The sequence below is a fragment of the Micromonospora matsumotoense genome, from assembly GCF_900091525.1.
In the GTDB taxonomy this organism is placed as follows: Bacteria; Actinomycetota; Actinomycetes; order Mycobacteriales; family Micromonosporaceae; genus Micromonospora; species Micromonospora matsumotoensis.
Window position 1 is genome coordinate 1 of sequence record NZ_FMCU01000002.1, and the last position, 25,660, is coordinate 25,660.

At 74.4% G+C, this 25,660-nt stretch carries 9 protein-coding genes; all 9 read left to right on the forward strand.

Annotated elements, in window-relative coordinates:
* On the forward strand, positions 1-2,481 hold a 2,481-nt coding region (locus GA0070216_RS03785; RefSeq protein ID WP_141723004.1), incomplete at its 5' end, for a beta-ketoacyl reductase.
* Positions 2,482-2,518: 37 nt separating this feature from the next.
* Positions 2,519-8,986: a type I polyketide synthase gene (locus tag GA0070216_RS34965; RefSeq protein ID WP_218108126.1), complete on the forward strand. Its 6,468-nt coding sequence runs from the start codon at positions 2,519-2,521 to the stop codon at positions 8,984-8,986.
* A gap of 10 nt (positions 8,987-8,996) precedes the next feature.
* Positions 8,997-16,298, forward strand: coding sequence for a type I polyketide synthase (locus GA0070216_RS34970; RefSeq protein ID WP_218108127.1), 7,302 nt, complete (start codon positions 8,997-8,999; stop codon positions 16,296-16,298).
* Positions 16,295-17,416 (forward strand): DNA alkylation repair protein, encoded by a 1,122-nt coding sequence (locus tag GA0070216_RS03810; protein WP_091239038.1) that lies wholly within the window; start codon positions 16,295-16,297, stop codon positions 17,414-17,416. The genes GA0070216_RS34970 and GA0070216_RS03810 overlap by 4 nt, the downstream gene beginning before the upstream one ends.
* On the forward strand, positions 17,413-21,528 hold the full coding sequence (locus tag GA0070216_RS03815; protein WP_091239042.1) for a bifunctional SDR family oxidoreductase/pyridoxal phosphate-dependent aminotransferase family protein: 4,116 nt from the start codon (positions 17,413-17,415) through the stop codon (positions 21,526-21,528). The genes GA0070216_RS03810 and GA0070216_RS03815 overlap by 4 nt, the downstream gene beginning before the upstream one ends.
* A gap of 92 nt (positions 21,529-21,620) precedes the next feature.
* On the forward strand, positions 21,621-21,926 hold the full coding sequence (locus tag GA0070216_RS03820; protein WP_091239046.1) for a hypothetical protein: 306 nt from the start codon (positions 21,621-21,623) through the stop codon (positions 21,924-21,926).
* 102 nt (positions 21,927-22,028) lie between these two features.
* Positions 22,029-23,144 carry a class II histone deacetylase gene (locus GA0070216_RS03825; RefSeq protein ID WP_091239051.1) on the forward strand — a complete coding sequence of 372 codons (1,116 nt, stop codon included), beginning with the start codon at positions 22,029-22,031 and terminating at the stop codon, positions 23,142-23,144.
* Positions 23,141-23,974: a thioesterase II family protein gene (locus tag GA0070216_RS03830; RefSeq protein ID WP_091239055.1), complete on the forward strand. Its 834-nt coding sequence runs from the start codon at positions 23,141-23,143 to the stop codon at positions 23,972-23,974. The genes GA0070216_RS03825 and GA0070216_RS03830 overlap by 4 nt, the downstream gene beginning before the upstream one ends.
* 12 nt (positions 23,975-23,986) lie before the next feature.
* Positions 23,987-25,558 (forward strand): MFS transporter, encoded by a 1,572-nt coding sequence (locus tag GA0070216_RS03835; RefSeq protein ID WP_425413133.1) that lies wholly within the window; start codon positions 23,987-23,989, stop codon positions 25,556-25,558.
* Positions 25,559-25,660 lie beyond the last annotated feature (102 nt).

Sequence of the window (25,660 nt, forward strand, 5' to 3'; positions counted from 1 at the left end):
ACGCCGTTCTTCGTGGCGGATCAGCTGGTGTCGTGGCCCCGGGTCGAGGGTGCGCCGCGTCGGGCGGCGGTGTCGGCGTTCGGGATGGGCGGGGTCAACGCCCACGTCATCGTCGAGGAGGCACCGGCCCCGGCGGCCCGGGAACCCCTGCCGCAGCAGTCGTACGTGGTCAAGGTCTCCGCCGCCACCGAGGACGCGGTACGCCGCCTCGCCGCCGCGTACGCCGACTCCTTCGCGGCCGCCCCCGACGACCGGGCCACCGCCGACCTCTGCCACACCGCCAACGTGGGCCGCTCCTCGCTCGACCACCAGACCGCCGTGAGCGGCCCCACCGGGCAGGCACTCGCCGAGCAGCTCCGGGCGGTCGCCGACGGCCGGGTCCCGGTCGCCCGCGTCGACTGCCACCGCCCCGCCGAGCCGCTCCCCGCCGACCCGGCGCAGCGGCACGCGGTGGTGGTGGACCAGGTCCGGCAGGGCCACGCCGACATCGACTGGGCGGCCCTGTCCGCACCGGGCGCACGGATCGTCGCGCTCCCCACCTACCCGTTCGACCGGGGCCGCTACTGGCACACCCGCCCCACCGCGACGGTGACCGTGCCGGCCCCGGTCACCACCGTGCACCTGCCCCCGGAGAGCATCCCGCCAGTGGACCCCGGGGCCGCCGACGGCCGCCCCGGCGACCCGGGGTCGACGCCCGCACCGCAAGCGCTGCGCACCCGGTGGCGGCCCGCCGACCCGCTGCAAGGCGCATCGGCGTACGGGGTCACCGTGCGGGTGGTCGTGACGGACCGGGCCATCGGTGGAGCGGTCTGCGCCGCGCTCGCCGCCCAGGGTGCCGACCTGGCCCCCGACGGGGCGACCACCCGGGCACTGGTGGTGGTCGACACCGCCACCGGGCCCGCCGACGCCGCGCCGGACCTGCGCGGGTTCTGGGAGCAGCTCCGCTCGTACGCCGCGACCATCCCGCCGCAGGGCAGGGTGGTCTGGGTCGAACACCGGTCGGCCACTGTCGACGAGGCGGACCGCGCGCTGCTCGACGCCGAGGCCGCCGCGCGGGCGTTCGCGGTCCGCGCCGCCGCCGCCGAGAACCGGTTCACCGTCGCCGTGCTCGACCTCGACCCGGCCGATCCGGTCGAGACCCGCGCCTGGCAGATCGCCGCCGAGTTCGCCGCGCTGCGCCCCGGCGCGGACACCGTCGTGGCCTACCGCCGGGGCGTCCGGTACGTGCCGACCCCGTTGCCGGCCCTGCCGGGGCCACCGGCCGACCTGACCGGGGACGGGTACCACCTGGTCACCGGCGGCCTCGGCGCGGTCGGCCGGCGACTGGTCACGCACCTGGTGACGCGCGGTGCCCGGCGCATCGGCATCGTCGGCCGGTCACCGGTCGACGGGGCCGCCGAGGGCTTCCTCCGCGGGCTGCACCCCGCTGCCGAGGTGGACTACCACCGGTGCGACGTCGCGGACCAGGCCGCGTTGACCGCCGCCGCCGCGTCCTTCGCCCGCCGGTGGGGCCGGCTGCGCGGGATCGTGCACTGTTCCGGCGGGGTCAACCAGTTCGGGTCGCTGCGTCGTCGGCAGTGGTCGGAGGCGGCCCGGGTGACCGCCCCGAAGGTCGCCGGCTCCCGCAACGTGATCCGGCTCGCCCGCACCGAGGGCGCCGACCACGTCGCCCTGGTCTCCTCGATCGCCGGCACCCTGCCCGACGCCGGCCGTGGCCTGGTGGACTACGCCCTGGCCAACGCGTACCAGTTGGCGCTGGCCGAGCAGACCGGCGACGACGGACCGACGGTGACCGCACACGCCTGGCCGAACTGGTCCGGCATCGGCATGGCGGCGGACGAGTCCTACTCCGCCGGGCACTCGATCACCCTCGACCAGGCGTTGGCCGGCTTCGACGCGTACCTGCTCACCGGGGGTGCCGTGGTGTTCCCCGGCAGCGCCGTACCGCAGCCGACCACCGTCTCCGCGCCACCGCCGGAGGCGGATCACCCGCCCGCACCGACGGCGGACCCCGGGCGTGCCCCGGCTTCGCCCACCGGCGGCGGCAACGGGGCGGCCGGGCCGTCGTCGGACGGTGACCCGGGGGTCGCGTACCGGCTGGTGCGGGACGCCTTCGTCGACGTGCTCGGCGAGGACCCCGGTGACTGCCCCCTGCCCGACCTCGGGCTGGACTCGTTGGTCATCGCCGACCTGACCAGCGCCATCGAGCGGCTCAGCGGGACGACCGTCGATCCCTCGCTGGTGATGCGGTCCCGCACCATGGCCGACCTCGCGGCCCGGCTCACCGACCGGGCCGGCAGACCGGCCGGACCACCCGACCCGGCGTCCGGACCCGCCCCGGTGCCCGGCACGCCCGTGGCGGTGTCGTCCGGCGCGCCCGGAGCGGTGTCGTCCGCGCCCGGCCCGGACGACCCGGCACCCACGACGAGCCTCAGCGCACTGCTGCGGCCACTGCTCGCCAATGGCCAGCAGTCGCACTGACCTGCCCACCGAGCCTGACGGAAGGAGCGACGCGAGCATGACGGACAGTCGAATCGCGGTGATCGGCATGGCCGTACGGCTTCCCGGTGCCGAGGATGTGGCGGACCTGCGCTGGCTGCTGACCCACGACTCGGTCGAGGTCGACGAGGTCCCGCCCAGCCGGTGGGCCCGCGACCACTACCTCGGCGACGGCGACCACCAGGGCACCCACCACCGGGGTGCCTTCCTCCAGGACCCGTTCTCCTTCGACCACGAGGCGTTCGGCCTGACCGCCGGTGACGCCGTCCTGCTCGATCCGCAGCAGCGGGTGATGCTGGAGGTCGGTGCGCGGGCGCTGGAGGACGCCGGCTACCGGTCCGTCCGCCGCCGCCTCGACGCGGGCGTCTTCGTCGGTGCCCGGATGAACTCCTACGGCTTCGACCACGGTCGTGGGCTGGCCCCGACCGGCTCGGACGGCACCGGACGGCCGGTCCCGGCGGCCCTGTGGGGCCGGTCGCAGAACTTCGTCGCGGCCTGGCTCTCCGACCGCCTCGACCTCACCGGCCCCAGCCTGGTCGTCGACACCGCCTGCTCGTCCTCGCTGACGGCGGTCTGGTTGGCCTGCCAGAGCCTCGCCGCAGGCAGTTGCGAGATCGCGCTGGTCGGCGGCGTGGACCTGCTGCTCGACCCGCTGACCTTCGTGTTGCTGTCCCGCACCGGCGCGCTCTCCCCGGACGGGCTGTGCCAGACCTTCGACGAGCGGGCCAACGGATACGTCCCCGGCGAGGGGGCCGTCGCCCTGGTGCTCAAGCCGATGGCCACGGCGGTGGCCGACGGTGACCTGATCCTCGGCGCGATCGCCGGCACCGGAGTCAACAACGACGGCCGCACCATGGGGGTGACCACCCCCAACCTGGAGGCCCAGATCGCGCTGCTCGACCGGGTGTACGGCCGGATCGACCCCACCACCGTGCAGTACGTCGAGACCCACGGCACCGGCACCGCCATCGGCGACCCGATCGAGGTACGGGCGCTCACCGACGTGTTCGGCCGGCGCGGCGTCGCCACCGGCAGCGTCGCGCTCGGCTCGCTGAAACGGCGGATCGGGCACCTGCACTCGGCGTCCGGCCTGGCCGGCCTGGCCAAGATCGTCCTCTGCCTACGGGACGAGATCGTCCCCGGGGTGCCGGTGCCCACGGTCAACCCGCGACTCCGGCTGGACACCGGCCCGCTGCACCTGCCGCCGCGTCCCCGACCCTGGCCGGCGGCCCCGATCCGCCGGGCCGGCGTGAGCGGCTTCGGCTTCGGCGGCACCAACGCGCACGTGGTGGCCGAGGCAGCGACCGGGCCCGCGCCGACCAGCACCGGGGCCGGCCGGCCCGCCGAGGTGCTGGCCCTCTCCGCCGACAGCCCGGACGTGCTGCGCGAACTGGTCGCGCAGTGGGTGGAGTTCCTCCCGTCGGCAGCCGACGAGATCGCCGACGTGCTCGCCACCGCCCGGCTCGGCCGGCCGGCCCGCGCCGTACGCTGCGCGGTCGCCGGACCGGACGCCGACCGCCTCGCCGCCGCGCTGCGCGCCCGGCTGCTGCACGCCGACGTCCCGCTGGGGGAGCCCACCGGACGACCGCCCGTGGTGGCCGTCCGCCCGGTGGCCGGGTCCGCGCCGCCGCGCTGGCTGCTCGCGCTCCACCACGACGTGCCGGCGGTACGGGAGATCGTCGGCCGGTTCGAGACCGCGGTCGGCAGCCCGGTGACGACGTTCTCCGGCCCACTGCTGCGGATCTGCGCGGGGGTCGTGCTGGCCGTGGCGCTGCGCGACACCGGGGTACCCGAGCAGGCGGTCGACCTGCCGCCCGGCTGGTCGCCGATCGCCGACTTCACGCACGGCCGTACCTCCCTGGAACAGGCGCTCAGCACGGTGCTGGCCGCCGGGGCCGCGACCACCGAGGCCCCGGCCCCCGCTGACGGCGCGGTGGACCTCGGTGCGCGCCTCGCCGCCGCCACCGACGGGCGGGAGGTCGCCGCGGTGCTCGCCGTCGTCGCGGCGGAACTCTACGAAGCCGGCGTGGACATCGACTGGGCCACGTTCCAGGGGCCGGTCGCCTGGCGCAAGCGCCTCCTGCCGGTCGGTCAGGCCCGGGGCCCCGCGCTGGACCTGCGGGAGCCGCTGCGCTCCGCCGAGCCCGGCGGCCCGCTCACGCTCGACGACGCCGGCCCGGCCGGGTTTGCCTTCTCCCGCGTCTTCGGGCCGGGCGAGGTGCCGATCGCCCAGCACTCGGTGTACCGCCGGATCATGCTCCCCGGTGTCGCCTGGTTCGACTTCCTGCGCCAGGGCGCCGAGCTGCGCGGCGGGCCGTTCCACGGGGTGCACGACGTGCTCTTCCACCGCCCGCTCATCCCGACCGGGGCGCACCGGGTGGTGTGCCGGGTCGATGCCGAGGGGCGGTTCACCGTCGCCGACGTCGCCGGCACCCCCTTCGTCACCGGCCGGTACGCCCCACAGCCCGATCCGGTGCCCGCGCCGCAACCGCTCGCGGCGCTGCTCGACACCTGCGCCCGGGTGCACGCCGGGTCCACCGTGTACCGCTGGCTGCGCCGCATCGGCTACCAGCACGGCCGGTACTACCGCAACATCTCCTGGGTCGCCAGCCTCTCCGGCGGGGGCACCCTCGCCCGGATCGAGGGGGGCCGGCAACGCATCCTGAACCCCCCGGACGTCCAGCTCTTCCCGGGGCTGCTGGACAGCGTCACCATCGCGGCGATCGACCCGGACAACCCCGTCTTCGGCACCGACCACGCCACCGCGTTCATCCCGCTCTCCGTCGACCGGGTGAGCGTGCACGGTGCGCTGGCCGACGCCGCCTACGTACGTACCGAGGTGTCCTTCTGGAACGAGGAGGCGTGCCGGGTCACCCAGGTCGTCCTCGACGCCGCAGGCGTACCCCTGCTGACCTTCGGGGACATCTCCTCCAAGCGGGTGCCCGTCCTCGCGTTCAGCGACCCGCCGCCGGCCGACACCGCGCGGCGACCGGCGGCCGGGTCGGCCGTCGCGCCGGTCACCGCCGCTGCTGCCGTCCCGGTGGGCCCTGCCGTGCCGGCCGCTGCGGTGAGCGCGGCGCCGGTGCGTGGGGACGCGCCCGTGCCTGTGGAGGCGCGCCGGCCCGCAGCGGAGCCGGCCGGGCCAGCGCCGGAGGTGCCGCCGGCCGGCGGCACCTCCGGCGCTGACCTGCCGGCCAGCGGCCCCGTCCCGACGACGCCGTTCGCCCGGGCGCTCGCCTGGTTCCTGGCCCTGGCCGGTACGGACGCCGAGCACGTCGATGTCGAGTTCCTCTCCGCCGGCTTCGACTCCGTCGGCCTGGTCGGTCTCAGTGAACGACTGTCCCGGGAACACGGGCTGTCGCTGTATCCGACCGTCTTCTTCGAGTACCCGACCCCCCGCAGCTTCGCCCAGCACCTCGTCGACGAGGCACCCGAGTTCGTGGCCGCGCTGACCGCGTCGCCGGCCCCGGTCGCGCCGGACGCCGTCGCCCCACCGCCAGCTGACACCACCCGCACCCCACCGGTCGGCACCGTCCCCATCCCGCCGCCGGCCGCCCCCGGGGCGGCGCGGGCCGGTACCGCCTCCGCCGCGCCGCCGGACCGTTCCGTGCCCGTCCCGCTGCCGGACCGTTCCGTGCCCGTCCCGCTGCCGGACCGTTCCGTGCCCGTCCCGCTGCCGGACAGGTCCGTGCCCGTCCCGCTGCCGACCGGCAGCGTTCCCACTCGGCCCCCGGCCGCCTCGATGTCGGCCGTCGCCGCGTCGCCCGTTGCCGGCGCGGCGGGGGTGTCCGGGGTCGACGGGACGGACCCCGGGCGCGACATCGCCGTCGTGGGTGCCGCGATCCGGGTGCCCACGGCAGGCGACCTCGACGCGTTCTGGACGCTGCTCACCGACGGGCGCGACACCGTCGGCGCCCTGCCCGAGGGCCGGTGGCAGCAACTGGAAGGCCCGGTGCCGCAGGCGTCGTTCCTGGACCGGGTCGACGAGTTCGACCCCGTGCCGTTCCGGATCTCCGCCCGGGAGGCACCGCTGATCGACCCCCAGGCCCGCATCGTGTACGAGACCATCTGGCAGGCCCTGGAGGACGCCGGCCGGACCGGGCAGGGGAGCCCGGACAACCGGATCGGCCTGTGGATCGCCTACAGCCACGACCACTATCACGAGGAGCGGTCCCGACACGGGGTGGCCGACGGGCGCGGGCTGGGCCTGGAGGCGATGATCCCGAACCGGCTGTCGTACCTGATGGACTGGCACGGCCCGAGCGTCGTGGTGAACACGCTCTGTTCGTCGTCGCTGGTGGCGTTGCACACCGCCGTACAGCACCTGCGGGCCGGCGACATCGACACCGCCGTCATCGGTGGCGTGCACGCCGCGATCAGCCCGGAGTACTTCGACTCCATGCGGGACCTGCGCGCACTATCCCCCAGCTTCCGTTGCCGGGCCTTCGACGTCGAGGCCGACGGGTTCGTGCCCGGCGAGGGAGCGGTGGCGATCGTGCTCCGCCGCCGCGCGGACGCCGAACGCGACGCCGACCGTATCCGGGGCCTGATCAAGGGGGTGGCGGTGAACCACGGCGGCCGGACCACCCGCTACTCCGCCCCGAGCCCCGCCGGCCAGCGGGAGGTGATTGTGGCGGCGTTGCGGGATGCGGGGGTGGGTGTGGATCGGATCGGGATGGTGGAGGCGCATGGGACGGGAACGTCGTTGGGTGATCCGATTGAGGTGGAGGGTTTGACGCGGGCGTGGCGGGGTTTCACGTCGCGGACGCAGTTCTGTGCGATCGGTTCGTTGAAGTCGAACATCGGTCATTTGGAGCCGGCGGCGGGCCTGGCGGGGTTGGTGAAGGTGTTGTTGTCGTTGGAGCACGGGGTGGTGCCTCCGACGTTGCATGTGGTGCGGCCGAATGACCACATCCGGTTTGAGGACACGCCGTTCTTCGTCGCGGATCAGCCGGTGTCGTGGCCCCGGGTCGAGGGTGCGCCGCGTCGGGCGGCGGTGTCGGCGTTCGGGATGGGTGGGGTGAACGCGCACGTCATCGTGGAGGAGGCACCGGCGCCGGCCGTCCGGGAACCCCTGCCGCAGCAGTCGCATCTGGTGAAGGTGTCCGCGGCCAGTGAGGACGGGGTGCGTCGGTTGGCGGGCGGGTATGCGCGCATGTTGTCGGGTGTGGATTCGTCTGTGGTGGGTGATGTGGGGTTCACGGCGAATGTGGGTCGGGCGTCGCATCGTTTTCGGGTGGCGGTGCAGGGTGCTGACGGGTCGGGGTTGGTCAATGGTCTGAGTGCGGTGGCGGGTGGGGATCGGCCGGTGGGTCGGTTGTCGAATGAGCCGCCGGTGTCGGTGTTCCTGTTTTCGGGTCAGGGTTCGCAGTATCCGGGGATGGGTGCTGGTTTGTACGCGACTGAGCCGGTGTTCCGGGCGGCGTTCGATGAGTGCGCGGAACTGGTGGCGTCGGGTGGGGATGTGCCGTTGCGGGAGGTGGTGTTGGGGGGTCGGGGTGGTGAGTTGGTGCAGACGCGGTTTGCGCAGGTGGGGATCGTGTCGGTGCAGGTGGGGTTGGTGCGGTTGTTGGAGTCGTGGGGGGTGCGCCCGGGTCTGGTGGTGGGTCACAGCGTGGGCGAATTGACCGCGGCGTGGGCGGCGGGGGTGCTCGCGTTGCCGGAGGTGTTGCGGTTGGCGGTGGTGCGGGGTGGGTTGATGCAGGCGCAGCCGTCGGGTGGGGCGATGGCGGTGGTGTTCGCCGACGCCGGATCGGTGGAGGCGGTGTTGCCGTCCTTCCCGGGGGTGGAGATCGCGGCGTGCAACGCCCCGCGCAGCGTGACGATCTCCGGCCCGGCCGAGGCGGTGGAGGCGTTCGGTGCCGGGTCGGGGTTGCGGATGCAGCGGTTGACGGTGAGTCATGCGTTCCACTCGGCGGCGATGGCCGGGGCGGTGGACCCGTTCGCCCAGGCGTTCGGGCAGGCGGTGGTGTCTCCGCCGCGGGTCGGGTTCGCCTCGACGGTGACGGGTGGTTGGCATGACGCCGGGTCGGTGGCCGACGGCCGGTTGTGGGGGTCGGGGATTCGCCGGCCGGTCCGCTTCACCCAGGCGATCGAGGCGGTGCACACCGCCGGCGGACGAGTCTTCTGGGAGATCGGCGCGCATCCCGTGTTGACCGGTCTGGCCCGGGCGACCCTCACCGACACCGATCTGACCTGGCTACCGACGCTACGCCGGGACCACGACGACCAGACCCAGCTCCACACGGCCATCACGTCGTTCTACAACCACGGCCACGGCGACCTCGACTGGGCCGGGGTGCACCACGGGAAGGGACACCGCACCACCACCATCCCCACCTACCCCTTCGAGCGCCGGGAGCTGAGCGCGCCCCGGGTCCCCGGGTCCGCCGCCGTGCGGCGTCGACCGGAGCCGGAGGTTTCCGTACCCGCAGCAGGTGATGAGGCAGTCGGCCACCCGTTGTTCGACCGTCACTACGAGCACTGAGCGAGGGAACGTGACGTACCGGGTTGAGACCTACGAGAAGACCTTCGCCGCACACGAGCCGTTCATCGCCCAGCACCGCTCCGGTGGTCTCGGCATCCTGCCCGCCGCCGTGCAACTGGAGATGGCCCTGCTGGGGGTCGCGCAGCGCCGGGCGTTCCGCCCGCTCGAACTCGTCGACGTCGCCTTCGTCCGGCCGTTCACGGTCGCCGACGGCGAGCAGGTCACCGGCCGCCTGGACGTGACCCTGGGGGAGCGGACCCGGTTCGAGTTGGGTGCGGTGACCCCCGAGGGCCGCAGGACGGTATCCACCGGGTCGGGCGGCCCGATCCCGCCGGGCACCCACCCGCCGGCCGCCTGGGCGGTGAGCTGTCCGGTGCCGGTCCCGCCGGAGCGCGTCTATGACGGCTGGTCGGCCGCCGGCCTGGTCTACGGGCCGGACTTCCGGACCGTACGCCGGCTCGCCGTCGGCGCGGGCACCGCCGAGGCGACCCTGGAGACGGTGGTCCAGCCGCTGCCGTGGTACTCCCACCCGCTGCTGGTCGACGGCGTGTTCCAGGTGGTCAGCTGCGCCCTCCAGGACCTCGCCGGGGGTGACCCGCCGGGGCCGATGCTGCCGATCGGGGTGGCCCGTCTCGCCCTGCACGCCGAGTTGTCCCCGCTCAGCGCCGGGGTGACCGTCCGGGTACGCCGTACCGCCGTGCAGGACGCCTGGTCCGTCGCGGACGCCATCCTGGTGGACGACGCCGGCCGGGTCGTCGCCGAACTCACCGGGGTACGGATGCGCCGGCTGCCGGCCGCACGTCCCGCGCCGGCGACCGGGCGGCTGCTCACCCGGATCGACTGGGCCCCCGCCGCCGCCCCCGCCCCCGGGGGGTCGGCGGCCGGCACCTGGGTGGTCCTGCACCACGGCGAGCGGGACGGCCCGGGAACGGCCACCGTGCGGGCACTGCGCGCCGACGGGGCCCGGGTCGTCGAGGTGCTGCCCGAGCCACCGGCGTCGGGCCTCGGGGCCGACCAGCGGGTCATCCCGGAGCCCGACGAGTCGACGTTCCAGCAGCTCTGGGCGGATCTGGCGGAGCCGGTCGCCGGAGTGGTGCACCTGTGGAACACCGGCCCGGCCCGACCGGAACCCACCGAACTGCGCCTCGGCCTCTACTCCTGCCTCGCCGCCCTGAAGACCCTCGGCCAGCGGCAGCGCTCCGGGCACTTCCTGGTCGGCACGGAACTCGGCCAACCGGTGGCCGGCGGCGACACCCCGGAGCCGGCCCGGGCCGCGCTGTGGGGGCTCGTCCGCACCGCCGCCATCGAGTACCCGGGGCTGCGGCCCCGCCTCGTCGACCTCGACCCCGCCTCGGCCGCCGCCCTGCCGGCCGAGCTGGGCGACGGGGGACCGGTGGAGGTCGGCTACCGCGCCGGGGTACGGCATCTGCCGGTCCGGGTGCCCCTGGGCGCGGCCGACGGTGGTCGGCCGTCGGTCCGGCCGGCCGGCCGTTACCTGATCCTCGGCGGCCACGGTGGGCTGGGCCTGGCGGTGGCGCGCCGCTTCGCCGCCGACGGCGCCGGCCTGGTCGCGCTGGTCAGCCGCTCCGGCGGCACCGGTATCGACCGGGCCGACCTGGCCGGTATCGAGGCGTACGGCTGCCGGGTGGTCTCGTTCGCCGCGGACGTCGGCGCCCCCGGCGCGCTGGCCGAGGTGGTGCGGGAGATCCGCCGCCGCTTCGGCGACCTGCACGGCGTGGTGCACGCCGCTGGCACGCTGAAGGACGGCCTGCTGCGCGGCACCACCGCCGGGGACGTGGCCGAGGTGCTGCGCCCGAAGATCGACGGGGCGCACGAGCTGGCCGCCGCCGTCACCGGCACCACGCTGGACTTCGCCGTGCTGTTCGCCTCGGTCTCCGGCACCTTCGGCAACCTCGGCCAGGGCGGGTACGCCGCCGCCAATGCCTACCTCGACGCGTTCGCGCACGCCCAGGGCAACCCGTGGACCAGTGTGGACTGGGGGTTGTGGGGCGAGGTGGGCATGGGCACGGCGGTCGCTGCCCAGCTCCGGCGGCGCGGTGTCCGGCCGCTGGGCACGGTCGAGGCGCTCGACGCGCTGATGACCGTCCTGCGCGACGACGTCCGGCAGGTCGTCATCGCCCACCCCGACGCCGCGTCGGGCGTCGGGCCCGTCGCCACGGGGGAGACACCCGGTGCTGCCCCCGCCCCTGCCTACCCCGCCCCTGCCCACCCGGCACCCGGGCCGCCGGCCGCCGGCGGCCCGGCCCCGGGTGCCGCCGCCGGGCCCGGTGCGTCCCCGCGCGGGTCCGGCGACACCGACGCCGGACGCACCGAGGACGGGCTCGCCGACTTCCTCGCGGAGCGGCTGGGCCTCGGCGACCTCGACCGGACCGCCCCGCTGACCGACTACGGCATCAACTCGATCCTGAGCGTCGAGCTGGCCGAGGAGTTGTCCCGGCGGTGGGCGGTCGCCCTCCCGGCCACCCTCTTCCTCGAGTACGGCGACTTCGCCGAGCTGGCCGGGGCGCTCGCCACCCGGTACGGGGCCCGGCCACCCGCCCCGCAGTCGGCACCGGCCGCCGCGACGTCCCCGCCGGCCGCCGCTGCACCCTCCCCGGCCGGTGTCGCCTCCCCGGTCGAACTGGTGTCGTCGCCGATGCCGCAACCGATGTCGACAACGGTGCCGGAGCCGGCATCGCTCCCCGAACCCGGCCCGGTGACCGGAACCGTGCCGGCCCCGGCTGCGGAATCGGCACCCGTCACCGGGCCGGCGACGCGGCGGGCCGGGGACATCGCCGTGGTGGCCGTCTCCGGCGACCTGCCCGGGGGCCGCGACCTGGCCGACCTGTGGCCGATGCTCCGCGCCGGCACGGACGCGTTCACCGAGATCCCGGCCGACCGTTGGCCCATCGACGACCACTACCAGCAGCGCAGCCCCGACATGACGGGCACCTACTGCCGGACCGGCGCGTTCGTCGCCGGGATCGACCGCTTCGACCCGAAGTTCTTCGGCATCGCCGTCCGGGAGGCCGAGGAGATGGACCCGCAGCAGAAGCTGCTGCTGGAGCACGCCTGGTCGGTGGTGGACGACAGCGGGCTCGCCGGCCGCCGGGACGTCGGTGTGTTCGTCGGGGCCACCTACACCCACCACCGCGACGCGCACGGCCTGGCGGCCGTCGGCCCGCACACCGCCCTCGGCTCGATGAACGCCGTCCTGGCCAACCGCATCTCCTACGCGCTGGACCTGACCGGCCCCTCGCAGACCATCGACACGCTCTGCTCGTCGTCCCTGGTCGCGCTCCAGCAGGCGGTGGTCAGCCTGCGTACCGGGCAGTGCGGCGCGGCCATCGTCGCCGCCTGCCACGTCGGGCTGACGCCCTGGTACTACCGCAGCCTCAGCCAGCTCGGCGCGTTGTCACCGACCCGGCCCCGGCCGTTCGACGACCGCGCCGACGGGTTCGTGCCCGGCGAGGGCGCGGTGGCCGTCATGCTCAAGCGACTCGACGACGCCGAACGCGACGGTGACCGCATCCATGCGGTGATCCGGGGCGCGGCGGTCAACCACGGCGGCCGGGGCAGCGCCCTGCCGGTGCCGCGCAGCGAGTCGCAGGTCGCGGTGATCCGGGCCGCGCTGGCCGACGCCGCGCTCACCCCGGCCGACATCTCCCTGGTCGAGACGCACGGCACGGCGACCCGGCTCGGCGACCCGATCGAGATCGCCGCCCTGGCCGAGGTCTTCGACGGCGACCGGCCCGAACCGTGCCAGCTCGGCTCGGTCAAGGCCAACATCGGCCACCTGGAACCGGCGAGCGGCCTGGCCGGCCTGGCCAAGGTGCTGCTCTGCCTGGAGCACGGTGAGATCCCACCGCTGGCCGGCTTCGCGACGCTCGGCGCGCACATCGCCCTGCCCCCGGGCCGGCTGGCCATCCCGACCGCGCCGCAGCCGTGGCGGGCCACCGGCCCACGCCGGGCCGGCATCAGCGCCTTCGGCATGGGCGGCACGAACGCCCACGTCGTCGTCGAGGAGTACCTGCCCGCCCCGGCCGCCCGGCCCGCCGACGGGTCGACGCGCGAGCACCTGCTGGTCCTCTCGGCGCACACCCCCGAGCTGCTGACCCGGCGGGTCGCCGACGTGCGGCGGCTGATCGAGGCGGACGACGCGGTCGACGTCGGGGCGCTGTGCTTCTCCGCCTCGGTCGGGCGGGTCCACCTGCCGTACCGGGTCGCCGTGCTCGGGGCGACCGGGTCGGCCCTCGGCGCGGGCCTGCGCCAGGCGCTGCGCCTCGGGCCCGAGCTGCCGGGCACGGTGCTGCGCGGTGACACGGTGCTGCGCGGTGACACGGTGCTCGCCGGTGACCCGGTGCCGGTCGGGCCGGACCTCGCCGAGCGGCTCGCCCGCCACCTGCCGTGGCCCGCCGAGCGGATCGCCGCCGAGCTGCGTACCCCCGACGGCGGGCTGCTCACCGCGCTGGCCGGCTGGTACGTCGCCGGCCGCGACGTCGACTGGCGACCGCTGTACGACGGTGGTGGGCTCCGCCGGCTCGCCCTGCCGCCCTACCCGTTCCGGGACCGCGCCGACCGGGTGCCCGCCCGCCCGGCCGCCGATCCGTCCGTGCCGTCGATGCCGCTCCCGGCAGTCGCCCCCGACCCGGCGGACGGTCACCGGGAACCCGGGCTCGACCGGCTGCTGGACGCCCACCGGGTCTTCGGCCGGCAGACCGTGCCGGCGGCACTCCTCGTCACCCGGGGGTTCGCCACCGCCGCCGTCCTGGAGCGGCTCGCCTTCACCGCCCGGGGCACCGGGCACCACCGGCTCACCGAGGACCGGTCCGACGCGACCGCCGGCAGCACGGTGACGTTCCGCTATGGCGGCCAGGTCATCGGCCGTCTCACGGTGGGCGCGGTCCGGCCGGCGGGACCACCCCCCGCACCGCTGCCGGTGGACCGGGAGTACGCCGCGCACCCCCGCACGCTCGAGCCGGCCGGCCTGTACGCGTGGTTCGCCGCGAAGCGGGTCGACTTCGGTGCGGTACTGCGGGTCATCGGCCACATCGCGTACGGCACGACCGGGGTGCTCGTCCGGGTCGACCACGCCGACGCCGACCCGGCGACGCGCACGGTGGCCGCGCTCGACGCGGCGTTGCAGAGCATGGCGGTGCTGACCCTGGCCGATCCGGCCGCCTCCGCGCTGACCTACCTGCCGGTGTCGATCGGCCGGGCGGTGCGCTGGGCGGACCCGGCCGACACCCGGCACGTGCGGCTGCGCCTCACCGGTCAGGACGTCGACGGCAGCCGTCGGGCCGACGTCGCGCTGCTGGACACCGCCGGCCGGGTCCTGGTCTCCCTCACCGACGTGGTCTACCGGCCGGTCGCCGCACCGACCGACACCCCCGTCGCGGACCCGCCGGCGGCGGACGCCTCCCCGACGGTGGGTCCGGCGTCCACGGCCGGGCGGCAGCCGGTTACCGCTTTCGCGGTCGAGGAGATCGTCGTCGAGGTGGTCCGCACGGTGCTGCGGGACCCGGACGTCACCGCGACCGGTGCGCTCGCCGCGACCGGCATCGACTCGATGCTCGCCACCATGGTCGCCGCCGAACTCCAGGAACGGCTCGGGGTGACGCTGAGCCCGGTGGAGGTGTTGCAGGCGCGGGACTGCCGCGCACTGGCCGCCGTGGTGGCGTCCGTCCTGCCCGAGCAGACGATGCCGGCGACCAACCTCCCGGCCGAGATCGCCCCGGCGGCGGCCGGGGCCGACATCCCCGGACCCGCCGTCGACGACGCCCCCGTCAGCACCGACCAGCCGGTGCCAGCTCTCCTGGCCGTCCGGGAACAGCCTCCGGCCGGGCCGGACGGCGGGGACCGGGGCGACCTGGCCGTCATCGGGATCGCCTGTGCGCTGCCCGGTGCCACCGACCCGGAGGGCTTCTGGTCCCTGCTGGCGCGCGGGGGCAGCGGCATCGGCCCCGCGCCCGCCTTCCGCTGGGCGGGCGGCGACGGTGCCGCGATCGGCGGCTTCCTGGGCCCGATCGACGAGTTCGATGCCCGGTTCTTCGACTTCTTCGCCAAGCAGGCCGAGGTGCTCGACCCGCAGGTCCGCTGGCTGCTGCGCACCGCCTGGGAGGCACTGGAGTCCGCCGGGATCGCCCCGCTGTCCACGCCCGCCGCGACCGGTGTCTTCGTCGGCGCGAGCTATCAGCACTACAAGGACTACAACCTCGCCCCGGAGTTGGACGCGCCGAGCGGACTGGGTAACCACAACGCGTTCCTCGCGAACCGGGTGAGCTACTTCCTGGATCTGTCGGGGCCGAGCATGACGATCGACACGTTGTGTTCGTCGTCGTTGGTGGCTCTGCACACCGCCGTGCGCAGCATCCGCAGCGGCGAGTGCGATCAGGCGATCGTCGCCGGGGTGCGGCTGGCGATGTCCCCCCTGCACTACACCGCGATGCGGAACCTGCGGGCCCTCTCCCGCATTCATGGGTTGGCGGTGGTGCGGGGTGGGTTGATGCAGGCGCAGCCGTCGGGTGGGGCGATGGCGGTGGTGTTCGCTGATGCGGGGTCGGTGAGTGAGTTGTTGCCGTTGTTTCCGGGGGTGGAGATCGCGGCGTGGAATGCGCCGCGGAGTGTGACGATTTCTGGTCCGGCCGAGGCGGTGGAGGCGTTCGGTGCCGGGTCGGGGTTGCGGGTGCAGCGGTTGACGGTGAGTCATGCGTTCCACTCGGCGGCGATGGCCGGGGCGGTGGACCCGTTCGCCCAGGCGTTCGGACAGGCGGTGGTGTCTCCGCCGCGGGTCGGGTTCGCCTCGACGGTGACGGGTGGTTGGCATGACGCCGGGTCGGTGGCCGACGGCCGGTTGTGGGGGTCGGGGATTCGCCGGCCGGTGCTTTTCGCTCAGGCGGTGGAAGCGGCCTATGCGGCGGGGGGAAGGGTGTTCTGGGATATCGGCGCGCATCCCGTGTTGACGGGGTTGGGTCGAGCGACGCTTACGGGCACTGATGTGACGTGGTTGTCGACGTTGCGTCGGGAGCATGAGGATCAGGCGCAGTTGCATGCGGCGGTGGCGTCGTTCTACAGCCAGGGTCTGGGTGATATCGACTGGGCCGGGGTGCATCGCGGGAAGGGACACCGGACCACCACCATCCCTAGCTACCCATTCCAACGGCAGAGATTCTGGGTCCACGGTGGAGTGGACGAGGTGGCGAATGCCCCCTCCGCCCGGCCGCCTTCCCTGAGGCAGGAGCCGGGCAAACGTAAGATCCACCTCTATCCGCCCGACCGGGAGAACTACGTCGACAAGGACCGGATGTCATGACTACGGAATATGGACTCAAGCGTCACTTCAATGGTGACGCCGCCCGCCTCATCGGTGGGAAGATCCGCGAGGTCCACCCGGACTTCGACGTCGAGGAGTACGCCGCCGAGGTGGAGCGACGTATTCCCGGAAAGGAGTTGAAGGACCGCGTCCTCGTCCTGGCGGAGGGGCTGCGCAGCCGGCTCCCCGAGGACTACCCCGAGAGCGTGAAGATCCTCCTGGCCATTCTCGGCGACGAACTCGCCGAGGGTGAGGGGATGTTCAACGTGAGCTGGTACCTCATGCCGGTGGCCCGGTTCGTCGAGGAGTACGGCCTGGACCACCCGGAGGTGTCCCTCGACGCGCTGGTCGAGATCACCAAGCGGCACACCGCCGAGTACGCCATCCGCCCCTTCATCGAGCAGCACCACGAGTTGACGATGACCCGGATGGTCGACTGGGCCCGCGACCCCAGCCACAACGTCCGGAGAATGGCGAGCGAGGGGGTGCGTCCCCGGCTTCCCTGGGCGCGTACGCTCACCGTCTTCGTGCGGGACCCGCAGCCCGTCTTGGACATCCTCGAACCGCTGCGCAGCGACCCCTCCGAGTACGTGCGCAAGTCGGTGGCGAACAACCTCAACGACATCTCCAAGGACTCACCCGACCTCGCGTTGGCCACCGCGTTGCGCTGGTCGCAGGAGAGCCCGACCCCGGAGACCACCTGGATCGTCCGGCACGCGTTGCGCACGCTGGTCAAGAAGGGCAACCAGGAGGCGCTGGCGATCGTGGGCGTCACCGGCGGCGAGCACCTCCGGGTGCCCTCGATGGGGCTCCACCCGCGCACCCTGGCGCTCGGTGAGTCGACCATGATCCGCCTCGACGTCGAGAACACCGACAGCCGCCGGCACACCGTCACCGTGGACTACGTCGTGCACCACGTCCGCAAGAACGGCCAGCGCATCCCCAAGGTCTTCAAGCTGACCACGCTGGACCTCGCCCCCGGCGAACGCCGGACGGTGGAGAAGTCGCACCCGGTCCGGGAGGTCTCCACCCGGCGCTACTACGCCGGGGAGCACCTCGTCGACATCCAGGTCAACGGCCAGGTGCTGGCCACTGACAGATTCGACCTCCGGCTGTGAGCGCCCCCCGTACGCCGCTCGCCGCCGACCACCCGGTGCTGCGCGACCACCGGATCGGCGGCACACCGGTCCTGCCCGCGGCGGCGCAGCTCGACGCGATGCTCACCGCCTGCGCGGCGGCCCACGAGGGCGGCAGTTGGCGGCTCGACCAGGTGGCGTTCCTCGCGCCGCTGCCGGTCGCGCCCGGCGGTTCGGTCGAGATCGAGACCGTACTCACCCCGGCGGGGGAGTGCACGCTCGCTTCGTGGCAGCCGGACGGGTCCGGCCCGGTCCTGCACAGCCGGGCCCGGGCCACCCGCAGCGCGTTGACGCCGCCGAGCTACCGGGACGTGGCGGGGCTGCGCGCCGGCTGCGTCGACGAGGTACCGCTCTCCACCGTCGCCGAGTGGCGGCGGGACAGCGGTATCGCGTATGGCCCGACGTTCCAGGCGATCCGCGCCGCGCACCGGGGGCCCGACCGGATGCTGGCCGTGCTCCGCGCCTCCGGTGGGCTGACCGAGCGGCACTTCGTCCCGCCACCGCTGCTGGACAGCGTGTTCCAGTGCCTCGGGATGCTCGACGACGGCACCGCCGGGGCCTGCCTGCCCTGGTACGTCGGGCGGATCACCGCCCGCCGCCCGGTCACCGGCACCGTCCTGGCCCTGGTCGAGCGCACCGACCCGCCGGGCGGGGCCGGCGGCGCGGTGCGCGGGCGGGCCACGGTCTGCAACCAGCAGGGCGAGGTGCTGGTGGAGCTGGACCGGATCGTCCTCAAGGCGGCCGGCCCGACCACCGCCTCCCACAAGCGGCCCCCGTCCCGCCAACCCACCACCCACCCCGCCGATCCGACGCCCGCCGGGACGCGTTCCGCCGATCCGACGCCCACCGGCCCGTGTCCCGCCGATCAGCCGGCCGCCGGCCCGGTGCCCGCCGGCCCGGTGCCCGCCGGCCCGGTGCCCGCCGGCCCGGTGCCCGCCGGGTCGGTGACCACCGTCGCCTGGCGGCCGGTCGTTCCCACCCCGGAGCCGGCCACCGACCCGGGCCGCACCTGGGTGGTGTCGGGGGAGGCCGGTGTCGAGTCGTACGAGGGTGGACCGGTCCTGCTCACCCCGGCCGACCTGCACGACGCCCACCTCGACCGGACGCGCGCCGGGACGCCGCCCGCCGAGGTGGTGTACGTGGCACCCCGCGCCGTGCGGGACCGGACCGAGGCCGTCGCGCTGCTGCACGGCGTCTTCACCCTGGTCCGGCGGCTCGCGGCGCAGCCACCGATGCCGGCCCTCACCATCGTCACCAGCGCCGCCCAGCAGGTCAGTGGGGACGAGTCGATCGAGCCGGGGCAGGCCGCGCTGTGGGGCCTGGCGCGTACCCTGCGGATCGAGCACCCGCAGGCCCGGGTCCGCCTCGTCGACATCGGCCTGGGTGGCGGCGCCGAGCCGCCGACCCTCGACGAGGTACGGCTCGGTGAGGCGGAACTCGCCTGGCGGGACGGCTCCTGGTACGCCCCCACCCACCCGGCGGTGCCGGTCGTACCCGGGCGGTCGGCCCGGCCGGTGGCCGGTGGCCGGTTCCTCGTCACCGGCGGCCTGGGCGGCATCGGCCTGCACGTGGCGGAGTTCCTGGCCGGTGCGGGCGGTGCCCACCTCACCCTGGTCGGCCGCACGGCACCGACCGAGGGGCCGACCCGGGACCGGCTGGACCGGCTCGCCGCCACCTGCGACCTGCGGGTCGTCGCCGCCGACGTCCGTACGCTGCCGGACGTGCTGCGGGGCGCGGAGCCCTTCGACGGGGTCTTCCACGCCGCCGGTGTGCTCCGCGACGGGTTGGCGCGCAGCCTGTCGGCGGAACGGATCGACGAGGTGTTCGGGCCGAAGATCGGTGGGGTGCATGCGCTCGACGAGGCGTTCCCCGCCGACGCGCGGCCCGGGTTCGTCGTCCTGTTCTCCTCCGTCTCGGCGACCCACGGCAACCTCGGCCAGAGTTCGTACGCGACCGCCAACGCCTACCTCGACGGCTACGCCGCGCGCCGCCGGGCGGGTGGGGAGGCGTGGTACAGCCTCGGCTGGGGCCTGTGGCGCGTCGGCATGGGGGCGGGGATCGCCGACGCCGCGGCGGCACGGGGCATCCCGGCACTGACCGTCGCCGACGGCATCGCGCTGCTGCGGCACACCCTCGAACTGGCTCCCGCGAACTACGTCGTGTCCGCAGTCGACGAACCGGAGGACGACCAGATGACCCCTGTGACCCCTGTCGAGACCCGGCTGTGGCCGGTGCTGTCGGCGATCCTGAAGCGGACCCTGCACGTCGACCGGGTGTCGCCCGACGACAACCTGCTGGAGTTGGGGCTGGACTCGATGATGGCGGTCGAGGTCTCGGCCGCGCTGGCCGGCGCGGGGCTGGACGTCGATCCGGTGGCCATGTTCGACCACCCCGACGTCGGCGCGCTGGTGCGGCACCTGGAAGGGCTGCCCCGCCACACACCCACCCCGGACATCCCGATCCCGTCCGCCGTCACACCGACCGCGCCGTCCTTCGCCGTACCGGCGGTGCCGGGTGCCGGGCGGTCCGGGTCCGCCGCCGTACCGGCCGGCTCTCCTGCCGGGCCGGCCGCCGCCCGGCCGGCCGGTGCGCTGCCGGACCCGGTGGCCGCGTCGGCGACGCCGCGCTTCGTGCCGGACTGGGACCGCTACCGCGACGTCGACGGTGCCGCCGACCGACCCCCACCCCGACCTGACCACCGGGCGGAAGCCGGCCGGGCGGCGGGGCGCCCGGCGGCGAACGGACCACGGCCGACGGTGGGCCCGGCGGCGAACGGGCACCGGCCGACGGTGGGCCCGCCGATCGGCCGGGAGCGGGCCGCCGGGCCGCCCGGCGTCGCCGTCCCGGCCGGCGCGTCGGTGCCCCGCCGCACCCTGCCCGGCCGGCTCGGCGACCACCCGGGCGGCTCCTTCCTCGACCGGCGCATCGACGCGCTGTCGGTGGACGACCGGGTGGTCATCGCCCAGGACGACTACTTCTACGAGCCCGTCATCGAGGACTCCAAGGGCGCCTGGATCAAGTTCGACGGCCGCTGGTTCCTGAACTTCGCGTCGTACAGCTATCTCGGGCTGATCGGCCACGACTACATCAACCACCAAGCGCAGCGGGCCCTGGAGCGGCACGGCACCGGCGCGCACGGCGTGCGGTTGCTCGCCGGCACCCTGCACCTGCACCGCGAACTGGAGTTGGGCATCGCCCGGTTCCTCGGGGCCGAGGACGCCATCGTCTACACCAGCGGCTACATGGCCAACGTGGCGACGATCGGCGCGCTGGTCGGGCCGGGCGATGTGGTGATCGGCGACGTCTACAACCACGCGAGCATCCTGGACGGCTACCGGTTGTCCGGCGCGACCGTGATCACCTACGCGCACAACGACCTGACCGACCTGGAACGCGCCCTGCGCCGGGCGGGCGACGCCGGGAAGCTGGTGGTCACCGACGCGGTCTTCAGCATGGACGGCGACATCGCCGACCTGCCCGGCATCCTGGCACTGTGCGAGCGCTACGACGCGCCGCTGATGGTCGACGAGGCGCACAGTCTCGGCGTGCTGGGTGCCACCGGCCGAGGCATCACCGAACACTTCGGCATCGATCCGGCCCGGGTCGCGGTCAAGATGGGCACGCTGTCCAAGACGGTGCCCAGCACCGGCGGCTACGTGGCCGGCTCCAGCGACCTGGTCTTCGCCCTGAAGAACAACGCCCGGGGCTGGATGTTCTCCGCCGCCGGCACCCCGATGCAGGTGGCCGCCGCGCGGGCCGCGGTGGAGGTGATGGAGGCGGCCCCGCAGCTCACCGGGGAACTGCGGGCGCTCACCGACCGGTACCGGGCGACGCTGCGCGGCCTCGGCTTCGACACCCTGGCCAGCGAGACGCCGGTGGTGCCGATCATCTGCGCCAGCGCCGGGCAGGCCCAGGAGATGGCCCGGCTCTGCCAGGCCGACGGCATCTTCGTCCAACCCATCGTCTATCCCACCGTCCCCAAGGCGCTGCCCCGGCTGCGCACCATCGTCAACCTCAGCCACTGCGCCGACGACCTCGACCATGCCGTCGCCGTCTTCACCCGGGCCGGACGGCAGGTCGGGCTCATCGCCTGAGAGCTGCCGGCGCGCTCCGACCGAGACCCACCCGTGTTGCCGGCCGCCCGACCGGGCGGCCGGCGGAGGAACCCCGTCGAGAGGAGAACGCAGTGAGTGACATCGACAGCAGGGCCTTCTTCGGTGCCGTCCTGAAGGCCGTCGCCTGCACCCGCAACCACAACACCGACGAGACCGGTTACGCCGAGGGGGTCCTGACGCCCACCGCCCGGATCCGGGAGTTCGAGAAGGAACTCGGCGACCGGGCGCTCACCGAGGCCGAGGCCGCGCAGGTGCTGGGTTGGCTGGACTCGACGTTCCAGGCCAAGCTCACCCCCGCCGAGGAGCGGGAGCACTACCACCGGTACATCGCCGAGGTGTCCGGGGCTACCCGGGCACCGGCCGCCGTCTCCGCCTGACCGGCGGCGTCCGGTCCGGGGCGCGCCACCGACCCGGTCCCGTCGGTGGCGTGCCCCGGCCACCCGCCCCTGCCCGATCGTCGAGCGCCGAGGACGTCGCACATGTCGAAGCTCGCCTGGTACAGCCACGAGATCTGCTTCTGGCACGACCCCGGACCGGGGTCGGGCTACCTGCCGGTCGGTCCGGGCATCGAACCCCTGCGCCAGCACGCCGTCGACCCGGACCTGCGCCGGGCCGAGGGGTTGGTCCGGCTGGCCGGGGTGCTGGACCACTACACCCGGGTCACCCCGGCGCCGGCCACCGACGACGACCTGCTGCTGGTGCACGTGCCGGAACACCTCGCCCGGGTCGAGGCGGCCTCCGCGCTCGGCGCGGGCGACGCCGGGGTGTACGCGTACGTCAACCACCACAGCGCCGAGGCGGCCCGGGTCGCGGCGGGGGCCTGCGTGCAGGCGACCACCGCCGTGCTCGACGGGCGCTTCGACCGGGCGTACTGCCTGGTCCGGCCGCCCGGACACCACGCCGAGCCGGACCGGGCGATGGCGTTGTGCCTCTACAACAACGTGGCGATCGCCGCCCGGGCGGCGCAGCGGCACGGGGTACGCCGGGTGCTGGTGCTCGACTGGGACGTGCACCACGGCAACGGCATCCAACGGACCTTCTACGCGGACCCGGACGTGCTCTACGTCTCGATCCACCAGGAGGGGCTGTTCCCGCCCGCGTCGGGGCTGGTCACCGAGACGGGTACCGGTGCCGGTGCGGGTCGCACCCTCAACGTGCCGCTGCCGGCCGGTTCGGGGCACGAGGCGTACCTGGCGGCGCTGTCCCGGCTGGTCGCGCCGGCGGCGCGCACCTTTCGTCCGGAGTTGATCCTCGTCGCGGCCGGTGTCGACGCGAGCGGTCACGACCCGATGGGTCGGATGATGTGCACCAGCCGGACCTTCCACGCGATGACCGTGGGAATGTGCGCGCTGGCCGACGAGCTCACCGACGGGCGGATCGTCTTCGTCCACGAGGGCGGCTACTCGGCCTGGTACCAGCCGACGCTGGTGCTGGCCATCGCGGCGGCGATCGCCGGGCTGCCCGCGCCGCCCGATCCCTTCCTGCACTCGCTGGAGCACCTTCCCGGGCAACGGCTGCGACCGCAGCAGAGCCGCGTGGTCGAGCACCTCGAAGCCCACCACCCGATGCTGGCACGAGGAGGGCGGAGCCGATGAACGGCTGGTTGATGCGAGTGGGCGCCGGTCTCCGGCACCCGGTCGACGGTGGATCCCGCGCGGCCGGCCCGGTCCGGAGTGGGCCGTGGGCGCGACTGATCGCGCTGCCGCACGCCGGTGGCTGGCCTTCGGCGTTCCGCACCTGGCGTCCGGTGCTGCCGGCGGGGGTCGAGCTGCTGGTCGCCCAGCTACCGGGCCGGGGGCTGCGGGCCGCGGAACCGCCGCTGCGTCGGGTGGCGCCGCTCGTCGACGGCCTCAGCCGCGCCGTCGCGGAGCTGCCGCCGCTGCCGTACGCGGTCGTCGGGCACAGCTTCGGCAGTGTGCTGGGCTACGAGCTGACCCGGGCGATGGAGCGGGCCGGTCGGCCGCCCCGGCTGCTCACGGTGTCGGCCCGTCAACCACCGTGCTTTCCCAGCGAGCCGCCGTTCGCGCACCGCCGGACCGACGCCGAACTGCTGGAACACCTGGTGGAGATCGGCGGGATCGGCCCCGAGCTGCTGCACCGGGGGGACCTGGTGCGACCCGCGCTGGCCGCGATCCGGGCCGACCTCGAAGCCATGGAGACCTACCGCCGGCCGCCGACCGGGGTGGGGGTGCCGATCCTGTCGCTGGGTGCGGTGGACGACCCGGTGGTCGTCGCCGACCGGCTGCACCTGTGGTCGCTGGAGACGACGGGGGCCTTCACCCGTCGGATGTTCCCCGGCGGCCACTTCTACCTGTACGAGCCGGAAACCGCGGTAACCATTGCGAATCATCTTCTAGACATCTGTTTCCCGCATGTCGCGGAACGGCAGGAAATGTCCCACTCCAGTGCGACGCTGTCGCGCTGACCACTCCGCACCATCCAGAGAGGAACCACCTTGGCCACCACGAGCGAACCGCAGCACCGGGCGAGCCCCCGGGAATGGCTGGGCCTGGCAGTGTTGGCACTGCCGACGCTGCTGCTCTCCATCGACATGAGCGTCCTGCACCTCGCGGTGCCGCACATCAGCGAGAGCCTGCTGCCCAGCGCGCCGCAGATGCTGTGGATCATCGACATCTACGGCTTCATGATCGCCGGCCTGCTGGTGACCATGGGCACGCTCGGTGACCGTATCGGCCGGCGTCGGCTGTTGCTGATCGGTGCCGCCGCCTTCGGGGTCGCCTCGGTGATCGCCGCGTACGCCGACAGCCCGGCCACGCTGATCGCCGCGCGTGCCGCGCTCGGCATCGCCGGCGCCACCCTGATGCCGTCCACCCTCGCGCTGATCAGCAACATGTTCCAGGACGCGAAGCAGCGGGGGATCGCGATCGCCGTCTGGGTCACCATGTTCTCCGTCGGCATCGCGCTCGGCCCGGTGGTCGGCGGCGCGTTGCTGGAGTACTTCTGGTGGGGCTCGGTCTTCCTGCTGAACGTGCCGATCATGGCGGTGCTGCTGCTGGCCGGCCCGCGCCTGTTGCCCGAGTACCGGGACGCCGACGCCGGCCGGCTCGACCTGACCAGTGTGGTGCTGTCGCTGGCCACCATCCTGCCCGTCATCTACGGCCTCAAGGAGCTGGCCAAGGACGACCCGGGCCTGCTGCCGGTGCTCGCCATCGTTGCCGGCCTGGCCGTCGGCGTGTTCTTCGTCCGTCGGCAGCGGGGCCTCACCAGTCCGCTGATCGACCTGCGGCTGTTCCGCAACCGCGCGCTGACCACCGCCCTGGTGGCGATGCTGTTCAGCATGCTGATCGCCGGCGGGACGTACCTCTTCGTCACGCAGTACCTCCAGCTCGTGGTGGGGCTCTCCCCGCTGCGGGCCGGTCTCTGGCTGCTGCCGGCGGCGATCGCGCTGATCGTCACCTCGATGCTCTCGCCGGTGCTGGCCGGGCGCTTCGCCCCGGCGCACGTGGTGGCCGCCGGCCTGGCCGTCTCGGCGGTCGGGCACCTGACCCTGGCCCTGGTCGGCAGCGAGGGCGGGCTCACCCAGCTGGTGGTCGGCTTCCTCCTGGTCTACGCCGGGGGTGGCCCGCTGATCGCCCTCGGTACCGACATCGTCGTCGGGTCGGCACCGCCCGAGCAGGCCGGCTCCGCCTCGGCCGTCTCGGAGACCAGCACCGAGCTGGGCATGGCGCTCGGCGTCGCCATCCTGGGCAGCATCGGCGCCATCGTCTACCGCAGCCAGGTGACCGTTCCCGAGGGCGCCGCCGCGGGCGACACGCTGGCCACCGCCGTCGCCGCCGCCGAACGGCTGCCCGGGGAGGTCGGCGCGACGCTGCTGGCCTCCGCCCGGGCGGCGTTCACCGACGGGCTGAACGTGATCGGCGCGATCAGCACCGTGATCACCGTCCTGCTCGTCGTGGCGGTGCTGACCATGATCCGCAACCGGCCGGCCGCGCCGGACGACGCTCCGGTGGACGATGCCGACGTCGTGCCCGCCCGGTCGGCGTCCTGACCGGGTGCCCCGGCGTTGTCGGGGCTGAGGGGCGCGGGCCGGGGCCAGGCCCCGGCCCGCGGGGCCTCCGGTCGGAGGTGAGCAGCAGGGCGTCGTGATCGA